At 66.8% G+C, this 19,744-nt stretch carries 19 protein-coding genes and 1 pseudogene; 10 read left to right on the top strand and 10 right to left on the bottom strand.

The features are described from left to right. The first annotated feature begins 2 nt into the window (after positions 1 to 2). Complete coding sequence (locus tag AC3B5T_RS05935) at positions 3 to 551, top strand: molybdenum cofactor biosysynthesis protein (RefSeq protein ID WP_081637239.1); 549 nt, start codon at positions 3 to 5, stop codon at positions 549 to 551. 135 nt (positions 552 to 686) lie between these two features. On the opposite strand, the gene AC3B5T_RS05930 is transcribed toward AC3B5T_RS05935, so the two are convergent. Then, positions 687 to 1,949 carry an HNH endonuclease gene (locus AC3B5T_RS05930; RefSeq protein WP_010844463.1) on the bottom strand — a complete coding sequence of 421 codons (1,263 nt, stop codon included), beginning with the start codon at positions 1,947 to 1,949 and terminating at the stop codon, positions 687 to 689. Between the two features lie 110 nt (positions 1,950 to 2,059). Between AC3B5T_RS05930 and AC3B5T_RS05925 the strand changes: the two genes are divergently transcribed. Next, a complete protein-coding gene (locus tag AC3B5T_RS05925; protein WP_165629364.1) occupies positions 2,060 to 3,298 on the top strand; it encodes an ISL3 family transposase in 1,239 nt (412 codons plus the stop codon). A gap of 231 nt (positions 3,299 to 3,529) precedes the next feature. Here the strand turns inward: AC3B5T_RS05925 and AC3B5T_RS05920 are convergent, their stop codons facing one another. Then, positions 3,530 to 4,408, bottom strand: coding sequence for a LysR family transcriptional regulator (locus AC3B5T_RS05920; RefSeq protein ID WP_488358424.1), 879 nt, complete (start codon positions 4,406 to 4,408; stop codon positions 3,530 to 3,532). 92 nt (positions 4,409 to 4,500) lie between these two features. Between AC3B5T_RS05920 and AC3B5T_RS05915 the strand changes: the two genes are divergently transcribed. The 4 genes from AC3B5T_RS05915 (at position 4,501) to AC3B5T_RS05900 (ending at position 8,173) form a co-directional block, all read left to right on the top strand. Beyond that, positions 4,501 to 4,869, top strand: a complete 369-nt coding sequence (locus AC3B5T_RS05915; RefSeq protein ID WP_488358423.1) for a YybH family protein — start codon at positions 4,501 to 4,503, stop codon at positions 4,867 to 4,869. Between the two features lie 104 nt (positions 4,870 to 4,973). Beyond that, a complete protein-coding gene (locus AC3B5T_RS05910; RefSeq protein ID WP_488358753.1) occupies positions 4,974 to 6,374 on the top strand; it encodes a phosphotransferase family protein in 1,401 nt (466 codons plus the stop codon). A 37-nt stretch (positions 6,375 to 6,411) separates the two neighbouring features. Continuing rightward, positions 6,412 to 7,683 (top strand): acyl-CoA dehydrogenase family protein, encoded by a 1,272-nt coding sequence (locus AC3B5T_RS05905; RefSeq protein WP_010844460.1) that lies wholly within the window; start codon positions 6,412 to 6,414, stop codon positions 7,681 to 7,683. Positions 7,684 to 7,696: 13 nt separating this feature from the next. Further along, the gene (locus AC3B5T_RS05900; RefSeq protein WP_010844459.1) at positions 7,697 to 8,173 is read left to right on the top strand and encodes a hypothetical protein; all 477 of its coding nucleotides are present in this window, start codon (positions 7,697 to 7,699) and stop codon (positions 8,171 to 8,173) included. A gap of 4 nt (positions 8,174 to 8,177) precedes the next feature. On the opposite strand, the gene AC3B5T_RS05895 is transcribed toward AC3B5T_RS05900, so the two are convergent. From AC3B5T_RS05895 to AC3B5T_RS05880, 4 genes are all read right to left on the bottom strand, one after another. Continuing rightward, entirely contained in the window at positions 8,178 to 8,351 is a 174-nt protein-coding gene (locus AC3B5T_RS05895; RefSeq protein WP_488358422.1) for a hypothetical protein, read from the bottom strand. 102 nt (positions 8,352 to 8,453) lie between these two features. Next, positions 8,454 to 8,981, bottom strand: coding sequence for a DUF1697 domain-containing protein (locus AC3B5T_RS05890; protein ID WP_488358421.1), 528 nt, complete (start codon positions 8,979 to 8,981; stop codon positions 8,454 to 8,456). Continuing rightward, on the bottom strand, positions 8,978 to 10,279 hold the full coding sequence (locus tag AC3B5T_RS05885; RefSeq protein ID WP_488358419.1) for a glycoside hydrolase family 183 protein: 1,302 nt from the start codon (positions 10,277 to 10,279) through the stop codon (positions 8,978 to 8,980). The genes AC3B5T_RS05890 and AC3B5T_RS05885 overlap by 4 nt, the downstream gene beginning before the upstream one ends. A gap of 182 nt (positions 10,280 to 10,461) precedes the next feature. After that, positions 10,462 to 11,229, bottom strand: a complete 768-nt coding sequence (locus AC3B5T_RS05880; protein ID WP_488358418.1) for a methyltransferase domain-containing protein — start codon at positions 11,227 to 11,229, stop codon at positions 10,462 to 10,464. A gap of 113 nt (positions 11,230 to 11,342) precedes the next feature. On the opposite strand from AC3B5T_RS05880, the gene rnhA reads away from it, so the two are divergent. The 3 genes and pseudogenes from rnhA to AC3B5T_RS05865 all read left to right on the top strand — a co-directional run bounded on the left by rnhA (position 11,343) and on the right by AC3B5T_RS05865 (position 13,611). Continuing rightward, entirely contained in the window at positions 11,343 to 11,837 is a 495-nt protein-coding gene (rnhA, locus tag AC3B5T_RS05875) for a ribonuclease HI (protein WP_488358416.1), read from the top strand. Beyond that, positions 11,834 to 12,745, top strand: a complete 912-nt coding sequence (locus AC3B5T_RS05870; protein ID WP_488358415.1) for a D-isomer specific 2-hydroxyacid dehydrogenase family protein — start codon at positions 11,834 to 11,836, stop codon at positions 12,743 to 12,745. The genes rnhA and AC3B5T_RS05870 overlap by 4 nt, the downstream gene beginning before the upstream one ends. 75 nt (positions 12,746 to 12,820) lie before the next feature. Continuing rightward, positions 12,821 to 13,611 (top strand): annotated as a pseudogene (locus AC3B5T_RS05865) (SDR family oxidoreductase). Here the strand turns inward: AC3B5T_RS05865 and AC3B5T_RS05860 are convergent. After that, positions 13,612 to 14,310, bottom strand: coding sequence for a hypothetical protein (locus tag AC3B5T_RS05860; RefSeq protein WP_035718154.1), 699 nt, complete (start codon positions 14,308 to 14,310; stop codon positions 13,612 to 13,614). Positions 14,311 to 14,356: 46 nt separating this feature from the next. Here AC3B5T_RS05860 and AC3B5T_RS05855 point away from each other — a divergent pair, with 46 nt between their 5' ends. Continuing rightward, positions 14,357 to 14,929, top strand: coding sequence for a YdeI/OmpD-associated family protein (locus AC3B5T_RS05855; protein WP_014928548.1), 573 nt, complete (start codon positions 14,357 to 14,359; stop codon positions 14,927 to 14,929). A 216-nt stretch (positions 14,930 to 15,145) separates the two neighbouring features. Here AC3B5T_RS05855 and AC3B5T_RS05850 read toward each other — a convergent pair whose 3' ends face one another. From AC3B5T_RS05850 to AC3B5T_RS05840, 3 genes are all read right to left on the bottom strand, one after another. After that, the gene (locus AC3B5T_RS05850) at positions 15,146 to 17,065 is read right to left on the bottom strand and encodes an ABC transporter ATP-binding protein (protein WP_010843187.1); all 1,920 of its coding nucleotides are present in this window, start codon (positions 17,063 to 17,065) and stop codon (positions 15,146 to 15,148) included. Beyond that, positions 17,062 to 18,795, bottom strand: coding sequence for an ABC transporter ATP-binding protein (locus AC3B5T_RS05845; RefSeq protein ID WP_010843186.1), 1,734 nt, complete (start codon positions 18,793 to 18,795; stop codon positions 17,062 to 17,064). The genes AC3B5T_RS05850 and AC3B5T_RS05845 overlap by 4 nt, the downstream gene beginning before the upstream one ends. Before the next feature lie 132 nt (positions 18,796 to 18,927). Further along, positions 18,928 to 19,737 (bottom strand): family 1 encapsulin nanocompartment shell protein, encoded by an 810-nt coding sequence (locus AC3B5T_RS05840; RefSeq protein ID WP_010843185.1) that lies wholly within the window; start codon positions 19,735 to 19,737, stop codon positions 18,928 to 18,930. Between the last annotated feature and the right edge of the window lie 7 nt (positions 19,738 to 19,744).

The following is a 19,744-nucleotide window of genomic DNA, read 5'->3' as shown; positions in this document are numbered from 1 at the left end:
CGGTGACCTACGAGTACTCTTGCGAGATAGTGATGTTCGTCGTCTCGTCGAAGCATGCCTACTTCGGCCGGCCCAAGGACGGCCCGGCCGGCGAGGTCGAGACCCGCACACCAGAGATCGTGGAGGTCGTCGCCGACAAGGGGATTCGCGGAGACCGCTTCTTCGGGGTCCGCGCGCATACCGAGGCTGCGGTGACGTTTCTCGCGCTCGAAGCCTGGTCCGCTGCCGCCGGGGACGCCGACCCGGTTCTGGCTCGGCGCAACGTCGTGGTGCGCGGGGTCGAACTCGATCCGCTGCGTGGCCGGGAGTTCGAGCTGGACTCGGGGGCGGGCCCGATTCGATTCCGCGGTGGGCGTCCTGCGCATCCGTGTTCGTGGATGGACACCGTCGCCGGCGACGGCGTGCGCAAGGCCCTGATCGGCCGGGGTGGATTGCGGGCGCAGCCGCTGACGTCGGGAACCTTGAGTCTCGGTCGTGCGGTCTTGATCAGCGATGTCGAACTCGACGCCGCGCGCGCCGCCGACCAGGTGCGTCGGGCACAGCCGTTGTAGCGGGGCAGTAGGAACGGAGACTTGGGCCCTCACTCTGGAGTTGTCAAGGGACGGACGCGGTCCCGAGCTGGGCTCGGGTGCGGAAGGTGCTACACGAATGTGTGGGTGGGCCGAGTGTGGCTGGGCGGGTCTGGGTCAGGCGGCGTCGTTGAGTCGCATGGTTCGTCGGTTGTAGGCGGGTAGCGGTCGGCGTCGTGGGTCGATGCTGGCGGGAGGAACGAGCCAGGGATGTCGGTCGAAGCCGAGGATTACGTCCCAGCCGTGGTGATGGACCTGGGTGTGGCAGCGTTGGCAGAGCAGGCAACCGTTGTCGAGATCGGTGGGACCGCCGTCTGCCCAGTGCGCGACATGGTGAACCTGGGTATGTGACGGTGGGGCACCGCATTTGATGCAGCAGGTATCTCGCACGATGACCGCCCTGCGCAGATGTGCTGGGAACAGGCGGTGGGTGTGCCCCATCTGTAGCGGTACGCCTTCGCCGTCGAGGATGATCTCTGTCAGCGACCCGTCACAGGACACCTGTTTGGCGACGGCCTGACTGACCGGTCCGGTCCACGGCATGGTGGCGGGATCAGCGCCGGTGGCGGGGATGGTCAGCATGAGTTGGGTGCGGGGAGATCCGACACTGTCGAGTGTGGCGCCGAGTGCGGCTTGGTCGAGGATCAACTCGAACGCGTCGGCGCGGCGCTGCTCGGCAGTGCGCCGATCGTCGGCGCCGTCGGGTTCGGGTCGCGGGCAGGATCGTTCGTCGATCATGGACAGGAACTTCTCGCCGACCACCTGGGTGAGGTCGGCTCGGATGTCGACACGGCCGTCGTCGGTGGTGTGGGCATTGACCGTGTTCAGCGATGGATCGTCGGCGGCCGGGATACCGGTGTCGGTCGCGTCGGCAATCGTGTTACCGATCGCGCGGGCGTGTTGAAGCACTTGCGTCGGCGTCGCACCGGATAGTGCTTGGGCGATGAGTTCGATCTCGTACTGGGAGCGCTCATCGTCTGAAAGCGCTTCACGACAACGTTTCTCGATCTGGCTGATGCCGCGGACGATGGCATCGACGACTTCGGAGGAGAGTCGTCCGTCGGCGGCGTGACGGGCGAGGGTGGGCAGCGTCGGGAGAGCGTCGACGCTTCGCATGGCGCGTAGAGCCGCGGCGGGTGCGTAGCCCATCTCGATCAATACCTTCTTGGTGGTCCCACAGGCCTTTTGTGCGACTCCGAGTTCATCGAGTTCTGCTGCATGCGTGAGGATCTGGTGGTCAACGATGTTGCGGATCAGCCGGAGGGTGTCGAGCGCGTCGAAAGTCGCTCTGCCCGTGGGATCGTCGGTGGGCGTGGTGGTCTCGATGAGCTGGTCGAGCAGGGTGGCGAGCTCTGGCATGACTCCACTGTACGGGAACATGTGTGGCTCTTCTGACGTCGAAGTGGGTTCCTTTTCGCGAGCCTAACGCACGCAACGCCCAGTCTCGCTTAGGTTTTGATTTGCGAAGAACAAGACCAAAGGAGTGGGCGTTGCGCACTGTCAGAGTACTGCAGAAGTTGCTCGGAATCGAGCGTGCCCGTGTTGTGGGTGTCAGGTTCGATGAGGATGACCGCGGGCAGATGGTGGTCGTGTCGCTGGAACTGCACAAGAACGCACGATCACGGTGCCCGCAATGTAAGAAGCGCTGCCCTGGTTACGATCAACCTGCGGCGCCGCGACGGTGGCGACATCTCGACATGGGCGGTTGGCGGTGCTTCCTCGAGTTGCCCGCCAAGCGTGTGCAGTGTCCTCGCCATGATGTGAAGACTGAGTTGGTTCCGTGGGCACGTCCGGAAGCGAAGATGACCAGGGCGTTCGACGACACCGTCGCATGGCTGTGCGCGCACGCCCCGATGACCGCGGTCAGTGCCTATCTGCGGGTCTCCTGGCGGACGGTATCTCGTATCGTCGAGCGCGTGGTCGACGACCATGTCGGACTCACTAAACGCTTGAACGGGTTGCGGCGCATCGGTATCGATGAGATCGCCTATCGCAAGGGCCGCCGGTACCTGGTTGTCGTGGTCAATCATGACACAGGTCAGTTGGTATGGGCGGGTGAGGGCGCCAAAAAGGAGACGATCGAGCGGTTCTTTGATGAACTGGGTGATGTGCGCGCACGCAGGATCACCCATATCAGTGCTGATGGCGCCGAGTACATCGGTGCGGTCCTCGCCGAGCAGGCGCCGGGGGCGTACTGGTGTATGGACCCATTTCATGTGCTGCAGTGGGTCAATCAGGCGTTGGACCGGTGCCGGTCTCGGGTGATGAGTCGGATAGCCGGCTTGTCGAAGGTGGAACGTGGCCGGTTGAGGTGGGCGTTGTTGAAGAATCCTGACAGCCTCACCGAGAACCAGGAGCGGTTGCAGTCCATCGTGGTCAGCGATGCCAACAGTGTGCTGGCCCGTGCGTATCAGATGAAAGAAGAGATACGGCACATACTTTCAGGTGCCTACTTGTCATGTTGGGCGCCGTTGCGGCGGTGGTTGAAGAAGGCGGAGGCTTGTGACATACCAGAGATTCGCACCCTGGCGCCGAGTATCCGTAAACGTGAGGTCCAGATCTTTAACGCGGTCGAGTGTCAGATGAGCAATGCGCGAGTCGAAGCAACGAACTGCCATCTGCGGTCATTGACAAAGCGGTCGTACGGATTTCACACTCCCGACGCTTTGATCGCGATGGCGAACCTCACCAGGGGCGGCGCATGCCCAGAACTCCCACATCGAAACTGACCGAAAACCGCCCACTTTCAGATCAGGAGATCCACATGTGTTCGGTTACGAGGTTTCTCCACAACCTATCCGCGCGGAAACCAGTGCTGTGTAGCTATTTTCGGCGACGATTCGCTTCTTGGCAACAGCAGTGCACTGCAGTCACATCCGTATCACTTCTCCGCCGGAAAGCGGCGATCCTGTTGTCTGCCGGTCGCCCACGCCGGGGGTGGCATTGTTCCGCCCCCATCCTCATTCGGCTCCTCCGAACACATCCGTGGCCACCTCGACGAAACGCGCCGCAGCAGCGGACGGTTTCGAACCCCACAGCAAGCCGAGATGCGCGGTGCCGTCGACGTCGCGGATCGGAACCCCGGCCACACGTTCGTCATCCGCGACGATTGACTCACTGAGAATGCCGACTCCCATTCCGCTGCAGACCAACCCGATGATCGCTTCCGGTGAGGAAGCTTCAATGGCCGGCCGGATGGGTCCGCCCGCTGAAGCCGCCGCCGCGTCGAAGACACTTCGGATGCCCGCGCCGCGGGGCAAGCAGATGAGCGACCGGTCGCGAAGCAGTGCGAGATCCACCGGCCGGCGAGGGGAGCGACCGTCCGCGGGCATCACGGCAACGACGCGCTCGGCGATGATGGTCATGGAGGCGACTCCCGGCGGGAGTTCGCCGCCGTATCCGGCCAGTGCGACGTCGAGGCGACCGTCCTCTATCGATGCGATCAACTCGGTCGACGGCGACTCGCGGAGGCTCAGCTCGATCTGCGGGTGAGTCGTCCGGAAGGTGCCCAGGGCTGCGAACAGGGGGGCGATCGTGCACCCCTCGACCATCCCGACCGCCAGGCTCCCGCGGACCAGTCCGGCGACCTCGCTGACGGTTCGGGCGACGTCGTCGGCAGCGGCGAGCGCGCGCCGCGCTGCGGGGAGTGCTGCCCGCCCGGCGTCGGTCAGGCGGACCGTACGAGCGGACCGGTCGAAGAGGGCCGAACCGAGTTCCCGTTCGAGGGTGCGGATCTGCGCGCTGATGTTCGGCTGGGTGGTGTGCACGCGCGCCGCAGCCGCGGTGAAACTGCCTTCCGCGGCGATGGCCGCGAAGTACTCGAGCTGCCGGAGTTCCATAACTGTCAATGATAGTCGGCATCCGCAGCATCACTTGGACTTATTCGGGCGTTGGGGAGACGCTGGGTGGGAACACACCGAGAGGAGCTGTCATGACCGACTACGAGATCGCACGCACGCCCGAGGATCTGACCAGGCTGTTCGTCGAGTACTCCAATGCGGGGGACGCGGACGCCGTGGCCTCGCTCTACGACGACGATGCAGTGATGGCGTATCCGCCCGGAGAGGTCACGCGCGGGCGGGCCGCTATCCGCGACCTCTGGGCTTCGGTTCTCGCGCACCGGCCCACGTTCGTGCCGGAGCCACCGTTGCCGACGTTGATGTTCCGGGACGATCTCGCACTCACCTCGACGCCGCCGCGTGACGGCGCCGGTGCTCGCGCACAGGTGGTGGCGCGGCGATCCGACGGATCGTGGGTACGGATCATCGACCAGCCGGAGTTCCAGACGCCCGACCTCTGAGACTTCGGCACCGAATTTCTGAGGCCGGATTCAGATCTCGTGCTAGCTTCGCTGTGGTGGCGGTTACACCCGCCCAGGCGACGGCGAAGAAGGGACGGATCGGCGTGGCAGTACCGGAAGCAGGCGGTGTCGCCGCGAAGATCGCATCCCGACTCGCCGGCAAGCGCGGTACCCCGATCTCGGTCGAGTCCGCGAGGCTGCTGCCCGCGGGCGCGAGTCGCGCCACATACGCCGCCACCCTCGTCGAGAGTTCGGGACGGTCCGAGCCGATCATCATCCGCGCCGTCCCGGCAGCGACCGACGACGGCGGACTGCACGCCGAGGCGCAGGTCCTGCGCGCTGCAGCCGATGCCGGCGTCCCGGTGCCGGAGATCCTCGACGCGGGTTTCGACGAAGACGGCAATGTCCTGGGGTTTCCCTATCTGGCAATGAATTTCATCGAGGGAGAGTCCATCCCCCGTCGGATACTGCGGGACGACGCTCACGCCGGTGCGCGTGCCCGCTTCGTGGATCAGTGCGGCGGGATCCTCGCCCGGATCCACCGGGTCGACGTGGCCCAGACGCCCGGTCTCGCCGAACTCGCCGATCCCATAGACGGGTTGCGGGAACTGTTCCCACGCGAATTCGAGTCCATGCCCGCGGGATTGGTGCTGGCGACCCAGTGGCTCACCGACAACCGCCCCGAACCGTCACCGCGGCAATGCCTCGTGCACGGTGACTTTCGGCTGGGCAATCTCCTCGTCGGCGCCGAAGGTATTGCGGCAGTGCTCGATTGGGAACTCGTCCACCTCGGCGACCCGGTCGAGGACCTCGGCTGGCTGTGCGCGAAAGCGTGGCGCTTCGGAGGATCGTCGCCGGTGGCCGGGATGGGAAGCCGCGACGCGCTGCTCGACGCGTATGCGCGAGAGGCGGGCTGGCGTCCCACCGAAGCCGCGCTGCGCTGGTGGGAGCTCTACGCGACCGTGAAGTGGGGACTGATCTGCGCGGTGCAGGCCGCGCGACATCTCGACGGGGTCGAACGGTCGGTGGAACTGGCCGCCATCGGACGTCGAAGTGCGGAACAGGAATTCGACGCCCTGCTCGACCTGGGCCTCGTGACACCCGAGGTGGTGCCCGATCCGCTGATCGGGTCGTCGACGCCCGACCCGAACGACGGTGTCTACGGCTCGCCGAGCGCGGTCGAACTGCTCGAAGCGGTCGCCGAGTTCCTGCGGTCCGATGCGGTGCAGGCGGAGTTGTCACCGCAGGTCCGCTTCCACACGAGGGTGGCGGGGAACGTCGTCGACGTCGTGCGTCGGCAGACACTCCGAGCGGCAGAGGACGCGACCGCGAGTGCGCAACGCCTGAGCGCCCTCGGAATCGCCGACCAGCGCGCACTCTGTGACGCGCTGTGGTCCGGTGAACTCGACGGGACCGACGAGAAGGTCCGCGCCGCCGTCGTCGCCGACGTGCGGGCCCGACTCCTCGTCGCCAACCCCAAGTACTTCGCGGTCCCTCATCCGTGACCGCCGGACATCCGATCCCAACCGAGAAGGGTTCATCGTGGACTTCGCACTGCCCGAGTCGCTGAAAGACTACCTGGCCGAACTCGACGCCTTCATCGAAGCCGAGATCGTCCCCCTCGAGCAGGCCGACGACAACATCCGGTTCTTCGACCACCGGCGTGAGGACTCCCGAACAGACTGGGAGCGAGGCGGTCTGCCGAACAAGGAGTGGGAAGCGCTCCTCGGTGAGGCAAGGCGGCGGGCCGATGCCGCCGGTCATTTCCGCTACCCCTTCCCGGCCGAGTTCGGCGGCCGGGACGGATCGAACCTGGCGATGGCGATCATCCGCGAGCACTTGGCGTCGAAGGGGCTCGGGCTGCATTGCGATCTGCAGAACGAGCACGCCATCGTCGGCAACAACATCGGTCTGCTCCTCATGCTCGAATACGGCACGCCCGCGCAGCAGGAGGAATGGGTCGAAGGACTGGCCGCGGGGACGAAGTTCTTCGCCTTCGGCATCACCGAACCCGACCACGGCTCCGACGCCACCTACATGGAGACGACCGCCGTCCGCGACGGCGACGACTGGATCATCAACGGTGAGAAGACGTGGAACACCGGTATCCATGCCGCGCACCGCGACATCGTGTTCGCCCGCACCAGCGGAGAACCCGGCGATGCCCGCGGGATCACCGCTTTCCTCGTCGACCCGCAGGACCCCGGGTTCGCTGTCGAGGAGTACCTGTGGACGTTCAACATGCCGACCGACCATGCACACATCTCGCTGCGGGATGTCCGGGTGCCGGACTCCGCGGTGTTCGGCGCCGAGGGCGCCGGCCTGCAGGTCGTGCAGCACTTCTTCAACGAGAACCGCATCCGCCAGGCGGCGTCCAGTCTGGGTGCCGCACAGTACTGCGTCGACCGTGCGGTGGCATACGCCAACGAGCGTGCCCCCTTCGGAAAGAAGCTGTCGACGAATCAGGCGATCCAGTTCCCGCTCGTCGACCTGCACACCCGGTGCGCGATGATCCGGGCCCTGATCCGCGAAACCGCCTGGAAGATGGACACCCACGGGCCGTTCGCCGCGTCTGCGGAGGTCTCGATGTGCAACTACCAGGCGAATCGGCTGTGCTGCGACGCTGCCGACCAGGCGATGCAGGTGTTCGGCGGACGCGGCTACTCGCGGCACGAACCGTTCGAGCACATCTACCGGCACCATCGGCGCTACCGGATCACCGAGGGTGCCGACGAGATCCAGATGAGACGCGTCGCCGGATACCTGTTCGGTTTCATGTCGGGAAAGGCGCCCAAAGGAGTGCAGTCGTCCTGAGTAGGCTGACCACATGATCGCGGTCATCATCATCGTGGCCACCGTGGTGGTCGCACTGTTCATTCTCGGCGGCGCCGCCTGGTTCGCGTACGACTCGGACAAACGAGTGCGCACCTTCGCGCGATCCACCGACCTGATTCCCGGCCGACCGGGCCGCGCGCCCGATAGCTGGGCCACCGACAACACCCGAGAAGCGCTGCTGCATCGGCGGATTCGGTATGCCATCGCGGACGTGCACGCGAACCCGGCGATCCCGCACGACGACGAACTCGTCGCGGCGCGCAACCGGCTCGACGACGCGGTCTTTGAACTCGACGACCGGCTCATCGCGTCGGTGGACCTCGGCGAGGACGAGGCGACCGAAGCGCTCGATCACGCCGAGGCGGCTGTCAAGGATCTCGAGAAGCTGCCGAAGAAGCTGTGGGAGGCTCCGCGGGAGGAGCAGCTCGCCGATCTGGACCGCGTCGCGCGCGTTCTGACGCGCGGCTGACCGCTCAGATCACCGTGGGCCGTGGCGGCGGGTCCGGCTGCGGGGGTGCGGGCTGCGGGTCGGGAGCCGGCGGCGGAGTGGGTACGGGGATCGGCGGTTCCGGTGGCGGCTCCGGGATGGGCTCCGGCGCGGGTATGGGCTCGGGCGGTGGCGGTGGCGGCGGGACCGGTTGACTCATGTCCGGACTCCTCTCGACGCGAACGTCTGGTTCGTCTGGTTTGTCTCGTGATGCCTCCACCGACGCTACGCCCGTGCCGGGGCACGGGCCACCTGATCGGTGCTAGGAGCCGGCCAGCTCCAGCAGCTTCCGGACGGTCCGCAGATTACGTCCGGTTCCCTGCACACCCAGACCGCGAGCGATGACCGGCGCGGTCAACGTCGAGCGGCCCGCCCCGTCGGCGTAGCGGATGTGCAGATCGGACCCGATGACCCGGACGACGTCCTCGCCGAAGTCCTTGCGCTCGAAGGCGGTCACCTTGTCGGGCACCGGTTCGCCGGTCAGGAAGTAGACGTAGGAGTACTTGTCGTCGACGATGTCGAACGGATGCGCGTCCAGCGCGGCACGGACCTGGTCGGTCGTGCGGCTGATGACCTCGCGGAACCAACCGTAGCGCTCCTCCAGCGCGGTCTCGAGAGCGCGGTCGAACTCGTCCGGGTCGGGAGGTGGCGAACAGATCAGATTGCCCGACGCGATGTAGGTCGTGACCTCATCGGCACCGAGGTCGGTTGCGATCTGGCGCAATTCGGCCATCGGGAGTTTCGCCCCGCCGACGTTGACGGCGCGGATCAGTACGATGCGCCGGCTCACGGACGCACCTTCGACAGGTCGGTCCGCACCAGCATGACGTTGTAGTCGTCCCATCGCGAGACGACGAAGTAGAGGTCCTCTCCCGACGACCGAGGGTGGATGTAGGGCGTGTACAGGCCGCTGGACTGCTTCTGGGAGATGAGCACTCGCTCGCCGCTCCACGGTCCCACGGGTGACGGCGACGTGCGCATCATGATCGTCCCCGCGCGCTCGGTCAGCATGACGAACCGGCCGAGAAAGGCGTTGTAGGCCACCGAGAGCTCGCCCATCGGACCGGCGACGATCGGCGCGGCCTCGGCCGGATTCGGCGACCACGACGTGCCGCCCCGGAAGTACTGATACCGGTTGAGGTTCAGGATGTCGGCGGGACGGAACCGGGCCACGTGGGCCGAGCCGAAACGCCCATTCGGCGTGCCGTATTGGTAGATGTACTCACCGCTTCGGAGGAAGGCGCCCATCTGAAACCGGTTGTGGCCACTCGCGACCTGGGGAACGCCGGGAATCGTCAGGTCGGTGTTCCAGCGGAGGGTGTTGTTGTCGACGGTCCAGGTCTGACCATTGTTGTGCGACACGGCGATTCCCGAGTAATTCGTGCTCCACCGGCCGGGGCCGAGCCAACGATGGATCGACATGAAGCTGACGAACTGGGTGCCGTTGACCGAGATCCCGCCGGTGGGGATTCGACCGACCTCGATGTTGCGCACCCCGACCGCGTTGAACATGGGTTGTGCCCATCTCGGATGTGCCGATGACACCGAGGCACCTGACCGGACCGATCCCGGGACGGCGTTCGGGAATCGGATTCCCTTGGCCAGATCGGAGTTCGCGTCACTACGCAGCATCGTGTTGTGCTTCCAGGCCATCTGGCCCGCGCACTTGCCCCATGTGTCGCCGAAGGCCATCAGTATCTGGCCGGAGCCGTTGTCCCACGGCACGCCGACGTCGGTGGCGGTGATACCGAAACGGGTGTCGGTGCGAGCGGGACTTCGCGGACCGGTCACCCACGAGACGGCCCTGCTGGCACCGGTGAGTTTCGGGAGCGGCCCCTGTGGCTTCTTGCCGCCCGCCCGATAGCTGCCGAAGTCGAGACTGCCCCACCCGAGCTCGCTGGACCCCGAACTTCCGGTGCTCCCGACGTCTCCTCCGGTGATGCCGGTGACGTTGCAGACCGCGGCTCGCGCCGGTGCCGGCACAGCAGCGAGCACGCCGCCGGCCAGGCCGACGGCGGCAACGGTTGCAATGACGCGGCGTCGGACATGGTGGGCAGGGCGCAGACGAGTCCGGCTGCGTCGAGGCATGGACGTACCCCCCTGAGGAAACGACAGTGGCGTCAGTGTTGCAGAAGTGGCACCGGGCAGCGTCGCCGATGCCAAACCGATGCCGGTGCGTGACCCTTCGAGGCTCGCTCTGAATTGTCGTTCCCCGATTCCGATGAACGACGCGAGCGCTGTTCTCCGGAGGGGGGACGAGGACGCGAGGATCAGCGGCGAGTGGCCACGGCGAACGTGCGGCGGAAGGGCAGAACGGTACCCCATTCCCGTCGCGGATAGGCCTCGGCGAAGCGTTCCTTCAGGTCGGCGATGAAGCGCTTCCGGAGGTCGTCGGTGAGCGCCTGCAGGTAGGGACGCGCGCCCGTTCCGGACATCCAGTCGAACACCGGATCCTGGCCGTCGAGCACGTGGAAGTAGGTCGTCTCCCACGCGTTGACGTGGTAGCCGCGCTCGGCGAAGAAGTCCAGGTACACCTCGGCGTCGAGACGCGGCAGCCCGCGTAGGTCGCCGAACGCCCCGACATACGGTTCGGTCACGGCGAGCTCGGCGAGAGCCGCGTGGGTCGGCGAGTCGGTGTTGTTCGGGACCTGTAACGCGAACGCGCCGCCGTCGGTGAGATAACCGAGCAGCCGGTCGATCACCTCGAGGTGATCGGGGACCCACTGGAACATCGCGTTGGAGATCATCAGGTCGACCGGCCGGTGCGGCGCCCACTGCGAGACGTCGACGGCGTCGTAGTTGGCGCGCGGGTCGGTGTTGTCGCGGATGGCCCGGTCGACCATCTCCGCCGAGTCGTCGATGCCCAGGATCTCGGCCGCCGGCCAGAGTGCACGCAGGTGCTTGGTCAGATGGCCCGGTCCGCAACCCAGGTCGACCACCGACAGCGGGTTGGTCGGGATCTGCGCGATGAGGTCGAGAAACGGCCGCGCGCGATCGTCGGCGAATTGCAGATAGCGTGTCGGGTCCCACACAGCCATGGGTCCACCCTAGACACCACTGGTGCCCGGCGCCCGAGATGTCGGGAACGCCGTCGGTTTGCCCCCTCGACGAGGGTGCTGCCGGCCGTCGCGCCTGCCGTAGGCTTCCGTGCGTGACAGCTTCTGCGAACCCGACAGCCGACGGCTCCTCCGCAGACCCGGGAGCGGGGTCGGACGTCGTCGAGATCTCGACCGACGGTGCCTGCCTGGGCAACCCGGGCCCGGGCGGATGGGGTGCGGTGCTCCGCTACAAGGGCACCGAGAAGCGGATCTCCGGTTCCGAGCCCGATACGACGAACAACAAGATGGAACTCACGGCCGCCATCGAGGGTCTCGCGGCACTGACCAGACCGTCGAACGTCATCATCTACACCGACTCGACGTACGTCCGCAACGGGATCATGAAGTGGGTCAACGGCTGGCAGGCGAACGGCTGGAAGACCAAGGACCGCAAGCCGGTCAAGAACGCGGATCTGTGGCGCCGTCTGGTCGAGGAGGAGAAGCGGCATCAGGTGGAGTGGCGCTGGGTGAAGGGGCACGCCGGCGATCACTTCAACGAGATCGCCGACGAACTGGCGACGACCGCGGCCCGGTCGGTCGCCCGATGACCCCGGTGGCGGTGGCCCTCGAACCCGTGCGCGACGAGCACCTGGTCGAGGCGATCGAGGGTGCGGGCGGACGGATCGTCGGCCTCGACGACGCGCGGGTGCTGGTGTGGATCGGACCGCCGTCTGACTTTCCGGAGCTGCCCGACACTGTCGAGTGGGTGGCCCTCAAGACCGCGGGGATCGAGGACTTCGTGGCCGCCGACATCCTCGACGACCGCCGCACCTGGACCAACGCGTCGGGCTTCTATGCCGAGAACGTCGCCGAGCACGCGCTGGCGCTTCTCCTCGCGGGACTTCGGCAGATCAACACCGCCGTCCTCCGGCACTGGGACAAGGAGCGGATCGACACCGCGGTCCGGTCACTGCACGGTTCCACCGTGGCCATCGTCGGAGCCGGCGGGATCGGCGCATCTCTCGCTCCGCGCCTCCGGGCATGCGGTGCCCGCGTCGTCGCGGTGAACCGGTCGGGCCGAGCGGTCCCCGGCGCGCACGAGGTCCGCCGATCGGACGAGTTGGACGACCTGTGGGCGACGATCGACCACGTCGTGCTGGCCGCGCCGGCGACGCCCGAGACACGGCACATGATCAACGCCGACAGCCTGGCCGCGCTGCCCGCGCACGCATGGGTGGTGAACATCGCGCGCGGCCCCCTGGTCGACGAAGAAGCGCTGTACCGCGCGTTGGCCGACGGTCAGATCGCCGGGGCTGCTCTCGATGTGACCGATCCGGAACCGCCCGCCGAGGACCATCCGCTCTGGTCCCTGCCGAACGTGATCATCACCCCGCACGTCGCCAACCCGGCGTCGGGACTGACACGTGAACTCGCGCCGTGGGTCGCCGAGAATCTGCGCAGGTTCGCCGCGGACGAGGATCTCCTGTCCGTGGTCACCGTCGGACGGGATTACTGAGGTCTCGTCCGGCCGGTTGCGACCGATTTCTAGAACACGTTCTCGTTTTTGGGTTCGACGTGGCATGGTCGACGGGTGATTCTCGACAGATTCCGGATAGACGACCAGGTGGCCATCGTGACCGGCGCGAGCCGGGGCTCGGGGCGGCGATCGCGGTCGCCTTCGCCGAGGCCGGCGGCGATGTGGTGATCGCGGCCCGCAGCGAGTCCGACCTCGAACAGGTCGCCGAACGGGTCCGTGCCGCGGGCCGGCGCGCCCACACCGTCGCAGTGGACCTCGCCGACCCCGATGCGGCGGCCGCGCTCGCGCAGACCGCGGTCGATGAGTTCGGGCGACTCGACACCGTGGTCAACAATGTCGGCGGTGCGATGCCCCGGCCGCTGTTCGACACGAGTCCCAAGCACCTGCGGGATGCCTTCGACTTCAACGTCGGTAATGCACACGCGCTCGTCGTCGCCGGTGCCAAGCAGATCCTCGCGACCAGCGGTCAGGGTTCGATCATCAACATCACCTCCGCGGTCGGCCGCCTGCCCGGGCGTGCCTACGCGGCCTACGGCACCGCGAAAGCCGCTCTCGCGCACTACACCCGCATCGCGGCGATGGATCTGAATCCGAAGATCCGGGTGAACGGGATCGCGCCGGGCGCCATCCTGACGTCGGCGCTGGAGATCGTCGCGGGTGACGAGGGGATGCGCAGCGCCGTCGAGACTTCGACGCCGCTGCACCGTCTGGGCGATCCGGAGGACATCGCCGCGGCCGCGCTCTACCTGGCGTCACCGGCGGGCGCCTACGTCACCGGCAAGATCCTGGAGGTCGACGGCGGCATCATCGCGCCCAACCTCGACCTTCCGATCCCGGATCTCTGATCAGTCCGAGCCGCGCTCGAGCGCCCCGGCTATCTGCTGTTCGAGATGTGCGGCCGCCACCTGCGGGACGTCGATGATGCCGTCGAGCTCGGCGCGGACCTTCTTGTAGGCGGCCTGCCGCTCGGCCGGCGTGGCCCCGGCGTCGGCGGCGACGTTGATCAGTTTGCGCGCCCGGTCGAGTGCCTCGCGCTCGACCGGGGAGAAGCCGGACTGCTTGCGACGCCGGGCTTCTCGCTCGGCTGCGTCGAAGGCGGCGGCGTAGTCGCCGACCGCGTCGCGGTACTCGGCGAAATCCGCCGGCGACATCGATGTCGCGGCTGTGGAGAGGTCCGCGGCGGCGGGATCTGGTCGTAGGTCGTCCGCGCGCACCCGGGCCCGGTGGAAGGCGAGGGTCAGCGGCTCGCGCATGTCGGTCATCAGCGGGTACTCGATCAGGGTCGCGAGATCGAGTTCGTAGGCGAACCACTTCTCGTTGAGTGCGTCGTGCTGTCGGTGCACCCTGCGCAGCTGATCGGCCGAGGTCGTCGTGAGCTTGAGTTGCTCGGACTGTGCTGTGGCCTTGATCCGAGCGAGCTCGATCTTGTCCCTGCGCCGCTTCTCGTTGTACTTGCCGATCGAACCCGCCCACCCGCCGACGACCGCGCCGATCGGGAAGATCAGCCACCAGTTGTCCGTGGCAAAGTTGACGATCTCGTTCACGGCTCAACTGTACCGAGACCTGGACGTAGGTCATTAGGGTTGACGAATGGCCGATCCCGATGCCCCGAAGCTCACCGTCGAGACCGTCGATGCGTGGCGAGAGTGGTTGCGCGACAATCACGAGACGTCGCCCGGAGTGTGGCTTGTGTTCTGGCGCAAGGGCTCGGGCCGGGAGCCGATCGACTACGACGAGTGTGTTCGCGAGGCGCTGTGCTGGGGGTGGATCGACGGTCACACCCGTGTCATCGACGAACAACGCCGCGGCATGTGGTTCACCCGGCGCGGGCGCAACAGCGGGTGGTCGGCGTCCAACAAGGCGCGCGTCGCCGACCTCGCGGCCGCCGGCCGCATCCAGCCCGCCGGTCAGGCCGTCATCGACGACGCCCAGGCCCGCGGCCTCTGGACCCTGTTCGACGATGCCGAGGCACTGATCGAGTCCCCCGAACTGGCCGCCGCGCTCGACGCCGACCCCGCCGCCCGGGCCAACTGGGATGCGTTCCCGCCGAGCGCGCGCAAGTTCGGACTGTCGCAGATCGCCCTGGCGAAACGACCCGAGACCAAGACCAAACGCATCGCCGGCCTCGTCGAACGCGCGGCGCGCAACGAGCGACCTTCGTGACCCTTCGAGGCTCGTCGCTTACGCTCCTCGCACCTCAGGGATCGGGGGTGGGCTCGTCGCTTACGCTCCTCGCACCTCAGGGAGCGGAGGGGACGCCTTTACTGCTCCCTGAGGTGCGAGCGAAGCGAGCCACGACGGGCTCCGAAACCCGCGTCACCAGGCCCATCGTGGCTCGTCGCTAGCGCTCCTCGCGCCTCAGGGAGCAGAGGGGGTCGCTCAGGTCGCCTCGATGGCTCCGGTGAACTGACTCTCGTAGAGCCGGCAGTAAGCGCCGCGGGCGGCGAGCAGTTCGTCGTGGCTGCCCTGCTCGACGATGTGACCGTCCTCCATGACGACGATGACGTCGGCGTCGCGCACCGTGGACAACCGGTGCGCGATGACGAAACTCGTACGGTCCGACCGCAGATTCGCCATCGCCTTCTGGATGAGCAGCTCGGTGCGGGTGTCGACGGAGCTGGTCGCCTCGTCGAGGATCAAGATCGTGGGACGGGCGAGGAACGCCCGCGCGATCGTGATGAGCTGCCGCTCACCGGCACTCACCCCGCCGCCCTCGTCGTCGAGGACGGTGTCGTAACCGTCGGGAAGGGTCCGCACGAAGTGGTGGACGTGACTCATCCGGGCCGCGTCGAGCACTTCTTCCCGCGAGGCGGTGGGGTCGCCGTAGGCGATGTTGTCGTAGATGGTGCCGCCGAAGAGCCACGAGTCCTGCAACACCATGCCGGTGCGTTCGCGCAGGTCGTCGCGGGTCATCTGGGTCGAGTCGACTCCGTCCACGCAGATGACGCCCGAATCGACGTCGTAGAACCGCATGATCAGGTTGACCAGGGTGGTCTTGCCCGCGCCGGTCGGACCGACGATCGCGACCATGTGTCCGGGGCGGGCCACCAGGCTGAGGTTCTCGATGAGCGGTTTGTCCTCGACATAGCGGAAGGACACGTCGTCGAACTCGATGAGTCCCTTGTCGTCGGTGGGGGTCTTCGGGCTCGCGGCGTCCGGCGACTGTTCGTCGGCGTCGAGGATGTCGAAGATCCGCTCGGCGGATGCGACGCCGCTCTGCATGAGGTTGATCATCGAACCGATCTGCGTCAGCGGTTGGGTGAACTGGCGCGAGTACTGGATGAACGCCTGCACCTCACCGAGACTCAGCGATCCCGAGGCCACGCGCAGACCGCCGACAACCGCGACCGCGACGTAGTTCAGGTTCCCCAGGAACATGATCGTCGGCATGATGACGCCCGAGATGAACTGCGCCCGCCAACTGGACTCGTACAGCTTCTGGTTGCGTTCGTCGAAGGTCGACTGGATCTCGCGCTGGCGGCCGAAGGCGGTCACCAGCTCGTGGCCGGTGAAGGCCTCCTCGACCTGAGCGTTGAGGGCGCCGGTCGAGGACCACTGCGCCGAGAAGTGCGGCTTCGACCGTTTGGCGATCACGCCGGTCGCGATGATCGCCAGCGGAACCGTGGCCACGGCGATCAGGGCAAGCAGCGGCGAGATCCAGATCATCATGATCAGCAGCGCGATCACCGTCAGCACCGAGTTGGCGAACTGGGAGATGGTCTGCTGCATGCTCTGTGACAGATTGTCGAGGTCGTTGGTCACCCGACTCAGCAGCTCACCACGAGGCATGGTGTCGTAGTAGCGCAGCGGCAGGCGATGCACTTTGGCCTCGACGTCGTCGCGCAGCCGACGGATGGTGCCGACGACGACGATGTTCAGCAGGTAGCCGGCCAGCCACGCGAGCAGTGACGAGACGACGTAGAGCGCCAGGGTGATGAGCAGCACGCGGCCGACTTCGCCGAAATCCACTCCGACGCCGGGTGTCACGTCCATCGAGGAGACCATGTCGGCGAAGGTGTCGTCCCCGCTCTCGCGGAGACCGGCGACCGCCTGTTCCTTGGTGAGCCCCTCGGGCAGGGTGCGTCCGATGACGCCGTCGAAGACGAGGTCGGTGGCGTAACCGAGCACGCGGGGCGCGATCGCGATCAGCACGACCGAGCCCACCAGCGAGGCCAGCGTCACGGTCATCAGCATGCGATAAGAGGCCAGTTGTGCGACAACGCGTTTGACCGAAGGCCAGAACGAGCGGGGTTTGGATTCGGGTCCGGCCGCCATCGGCGAACCTGCGGGCCGGGTCATGCGCGCTCCTCCATCGCCATCTGTGATTCGACGATCTCGGCATAGGTGGGACACGACTGGCGCAGGTCGTCGTGCGTACCGAGACCGACGATCCGTCCGCGATCTAGGACGACGATCTGCTCGGCGTCGATGATGGTCGAGATACGTTGGGCCACCACGATCACTGCCGCTTCGCGTGTGGCCGGACGCAGTGCGGCGCGCAACCGTGCATCCGTGGTGAGGTCGAGCGCGGAGAACGAGTCGTCGAACAGGTAGATGGCCGGTCGGCGGATGAGTGCCCGAGCGATCGCCAGGCGCTGGCGCTGTCCGCCGGAGACGGTCGTGCCGCCCTGGGACACCTTGGTGTCGAGCCCGTCGGGCATCGCCGACACGAAGTCCTCGGCCTGCGCGATCCGCAGGGCCTCCCAGATCTCGTCGTCGGTCGCGTCGGCCTTGCCGTGCAGCAGGTTCGAGCGGACGGTTCCCGAGAAGAGGTACGGCCGCTGCGGAACCAGACCGACGACCGATCGCAGTTCATCGGGGTCGAGCCGCTTCACGTCCGTACCGCCGACCCGGACCGCGCCGGACGTCGTGTCGATCAGTCGCGGGACCAGCCCGACGAGTGTCGTCTTGCCCGAGCCGGTCGATCCGACGATCGCGGTCGTCGTGCCCGGCTCGACGCGGAAGTCGATGCCGCTCAACACCGGGTCGTCGGCGCCGGGGTAGCGGAACTCGGCGGCGTCGAACTCCACCATGCCCGGATGGGTGGCGAATCCGATCGGCTCACTGGGCGGATGGACCGAGGTGTCGGTGGCCAGGACCTCGGAGATGCGCTCGGCGCAGACCGCCGCGCGCGGTGCCATCATCGCCAGGAACGACGCCATCATCACCGACATCAGGATCTGCATGACGTAGCTCATCACGGCGGTCAGCGCGCCGATCTCGAGCGAACCGTCGGAGACCGCGTGACCGCCGAACCAGATGACCGCGACGATGGTGACATTGGTGATCACCATGACGACCGGGAACATCAAGGCCATCAGCCGTCCGACGTGCAGGGTCGCATCGGCGAGATCGTCGTTGGCGACGGCGAACCGCTTGCGCTCGTAGTCCTCCCGCACGAACGCCCGGACGACCCGGATGCCGGTGATCTGCTCGCGCAGGACGCGGTTGACGTTGTCGATCCGTTCCTGCATGGCGCGGAAGCCGGGGATCATCTTCGCGATGATGGCCCCCATCGAGACCCCGAGTACGGGTACCGCGATGGCGATGACCCACGACAACGCGGGCGCCTCGCGGACTCCCATGATGATGCCGCCGATGCACATGATCGGAGCCATCACCAGGATCGCGCTGCTCATGACGATGAGCATCTGCACCTGCTGGACGTCGTTGGTGGTGCGGGTGATCAGCGACGGAGCACCGAAGGTGCCGACCTCGCGTGCGGAGAAGGAGTTCACCCGGTGCAGCAGGTCGCCGCGGATGTCGCGCCCGACCCCCAGCGCGGCGCGGGACCCGAAGAACTGGGCGGCGACCGTGACGATGATCTGCGCGACGCTCACCAGCAGCATCCATCCGCCGATGCGCAGGATGTAGCCGGTGTCACCGCGGGCCACGCCGTTGTCGATGATGTCGGCGTTCAGGCTCGGCAGGAACAGCATCGCGGTGGTCGCGAGCAGCTGCAGCACGATGACGAGTACGACGTTGATCCGGTACCGCGCCAGGTACGTGCGGATGAGGCGGGTCAGCATCTGACCGCCGGGAGCGAGAGCGGGCCGTGTTCTACTGCGATCACCTGCGCAAGACTAGTTGCCGCTCGCAACGGACGCCTCTGAGTATCGCCCGGGCGGTGTGCGGGGCCGGCGAGGGCGACGGTCTGCCGCTCAGACGGTCGGCGGTTCGGTCAGCGCGACGGCCGCCTCCGCGGTGTGGGTGAGGAAGGTGAACGACTCCTGGAAGTAGAGGTTCACCACATCGCCGTCGTGTGAGTCGTAACCGATCGACACGTCCTGGCCGATGGTCAGCTCGAAGTCGCCGCCGCGGGTGCTCATGACGAACGCGCCGCTGATCGCCGGCGCCCACACGATGTCGCCGGTGAACAGCCGCTGGATGTGTTCGAGGATCGGGTAGCCGTGGTTCGACGTCTCGTTGACCTGGGTGTAGGCCTCGGCCGACAGGGCCACCGCGTACGGACCGTCGACCGACGCGAGTCGTAGTGTGCTCAGCGCCTGACTGACCGCCTCCGGGTAGTCGCGGACGTCGGTGGGCAGCGGGATCGGGGAGGCGGAGGCCTCGGCGCGGATCCCGCTGATCGACGCCGCGGTGTAGCCCTCGAAGATGGCCCGGTCCTCGGCGAGCGCGAGTTCGCGCGCGGCGTCCACGACCGGATCCCAGTCGGAGTCCTTCGCGCCGCGATCGACGTCGTCGATGGCCTCCCGGGACACGGTGAACGGGACTTTGAGTTCGACCAGCGACTGGGTGCGACGCTGGAACGCGGTGATGCCCTGGGCGGGCGAGTCGATCTTGGTGCGATGTCCCAGGGTCACCGACGCGGTGTCGGAGCCGAGCGGCCCGGTGACGTCGACGAGGCGCCGGCCCGCGACGTTGCGCTTGAACGAGCGGGTGGCCTCCTCCTCGATCTCCGCCCACGCCGCGTCGGAGATCGGCGCGAGTTCGCGATGCAGGTTGTTCATGGTGTCC

Source organism: Gordonia sp. G4, from assembly GCF_057770005.1.
Note: the sequence above shows the minus strand (reverse complement) of the source record. Positions and strands in the feature narration are given on the sequence as shown.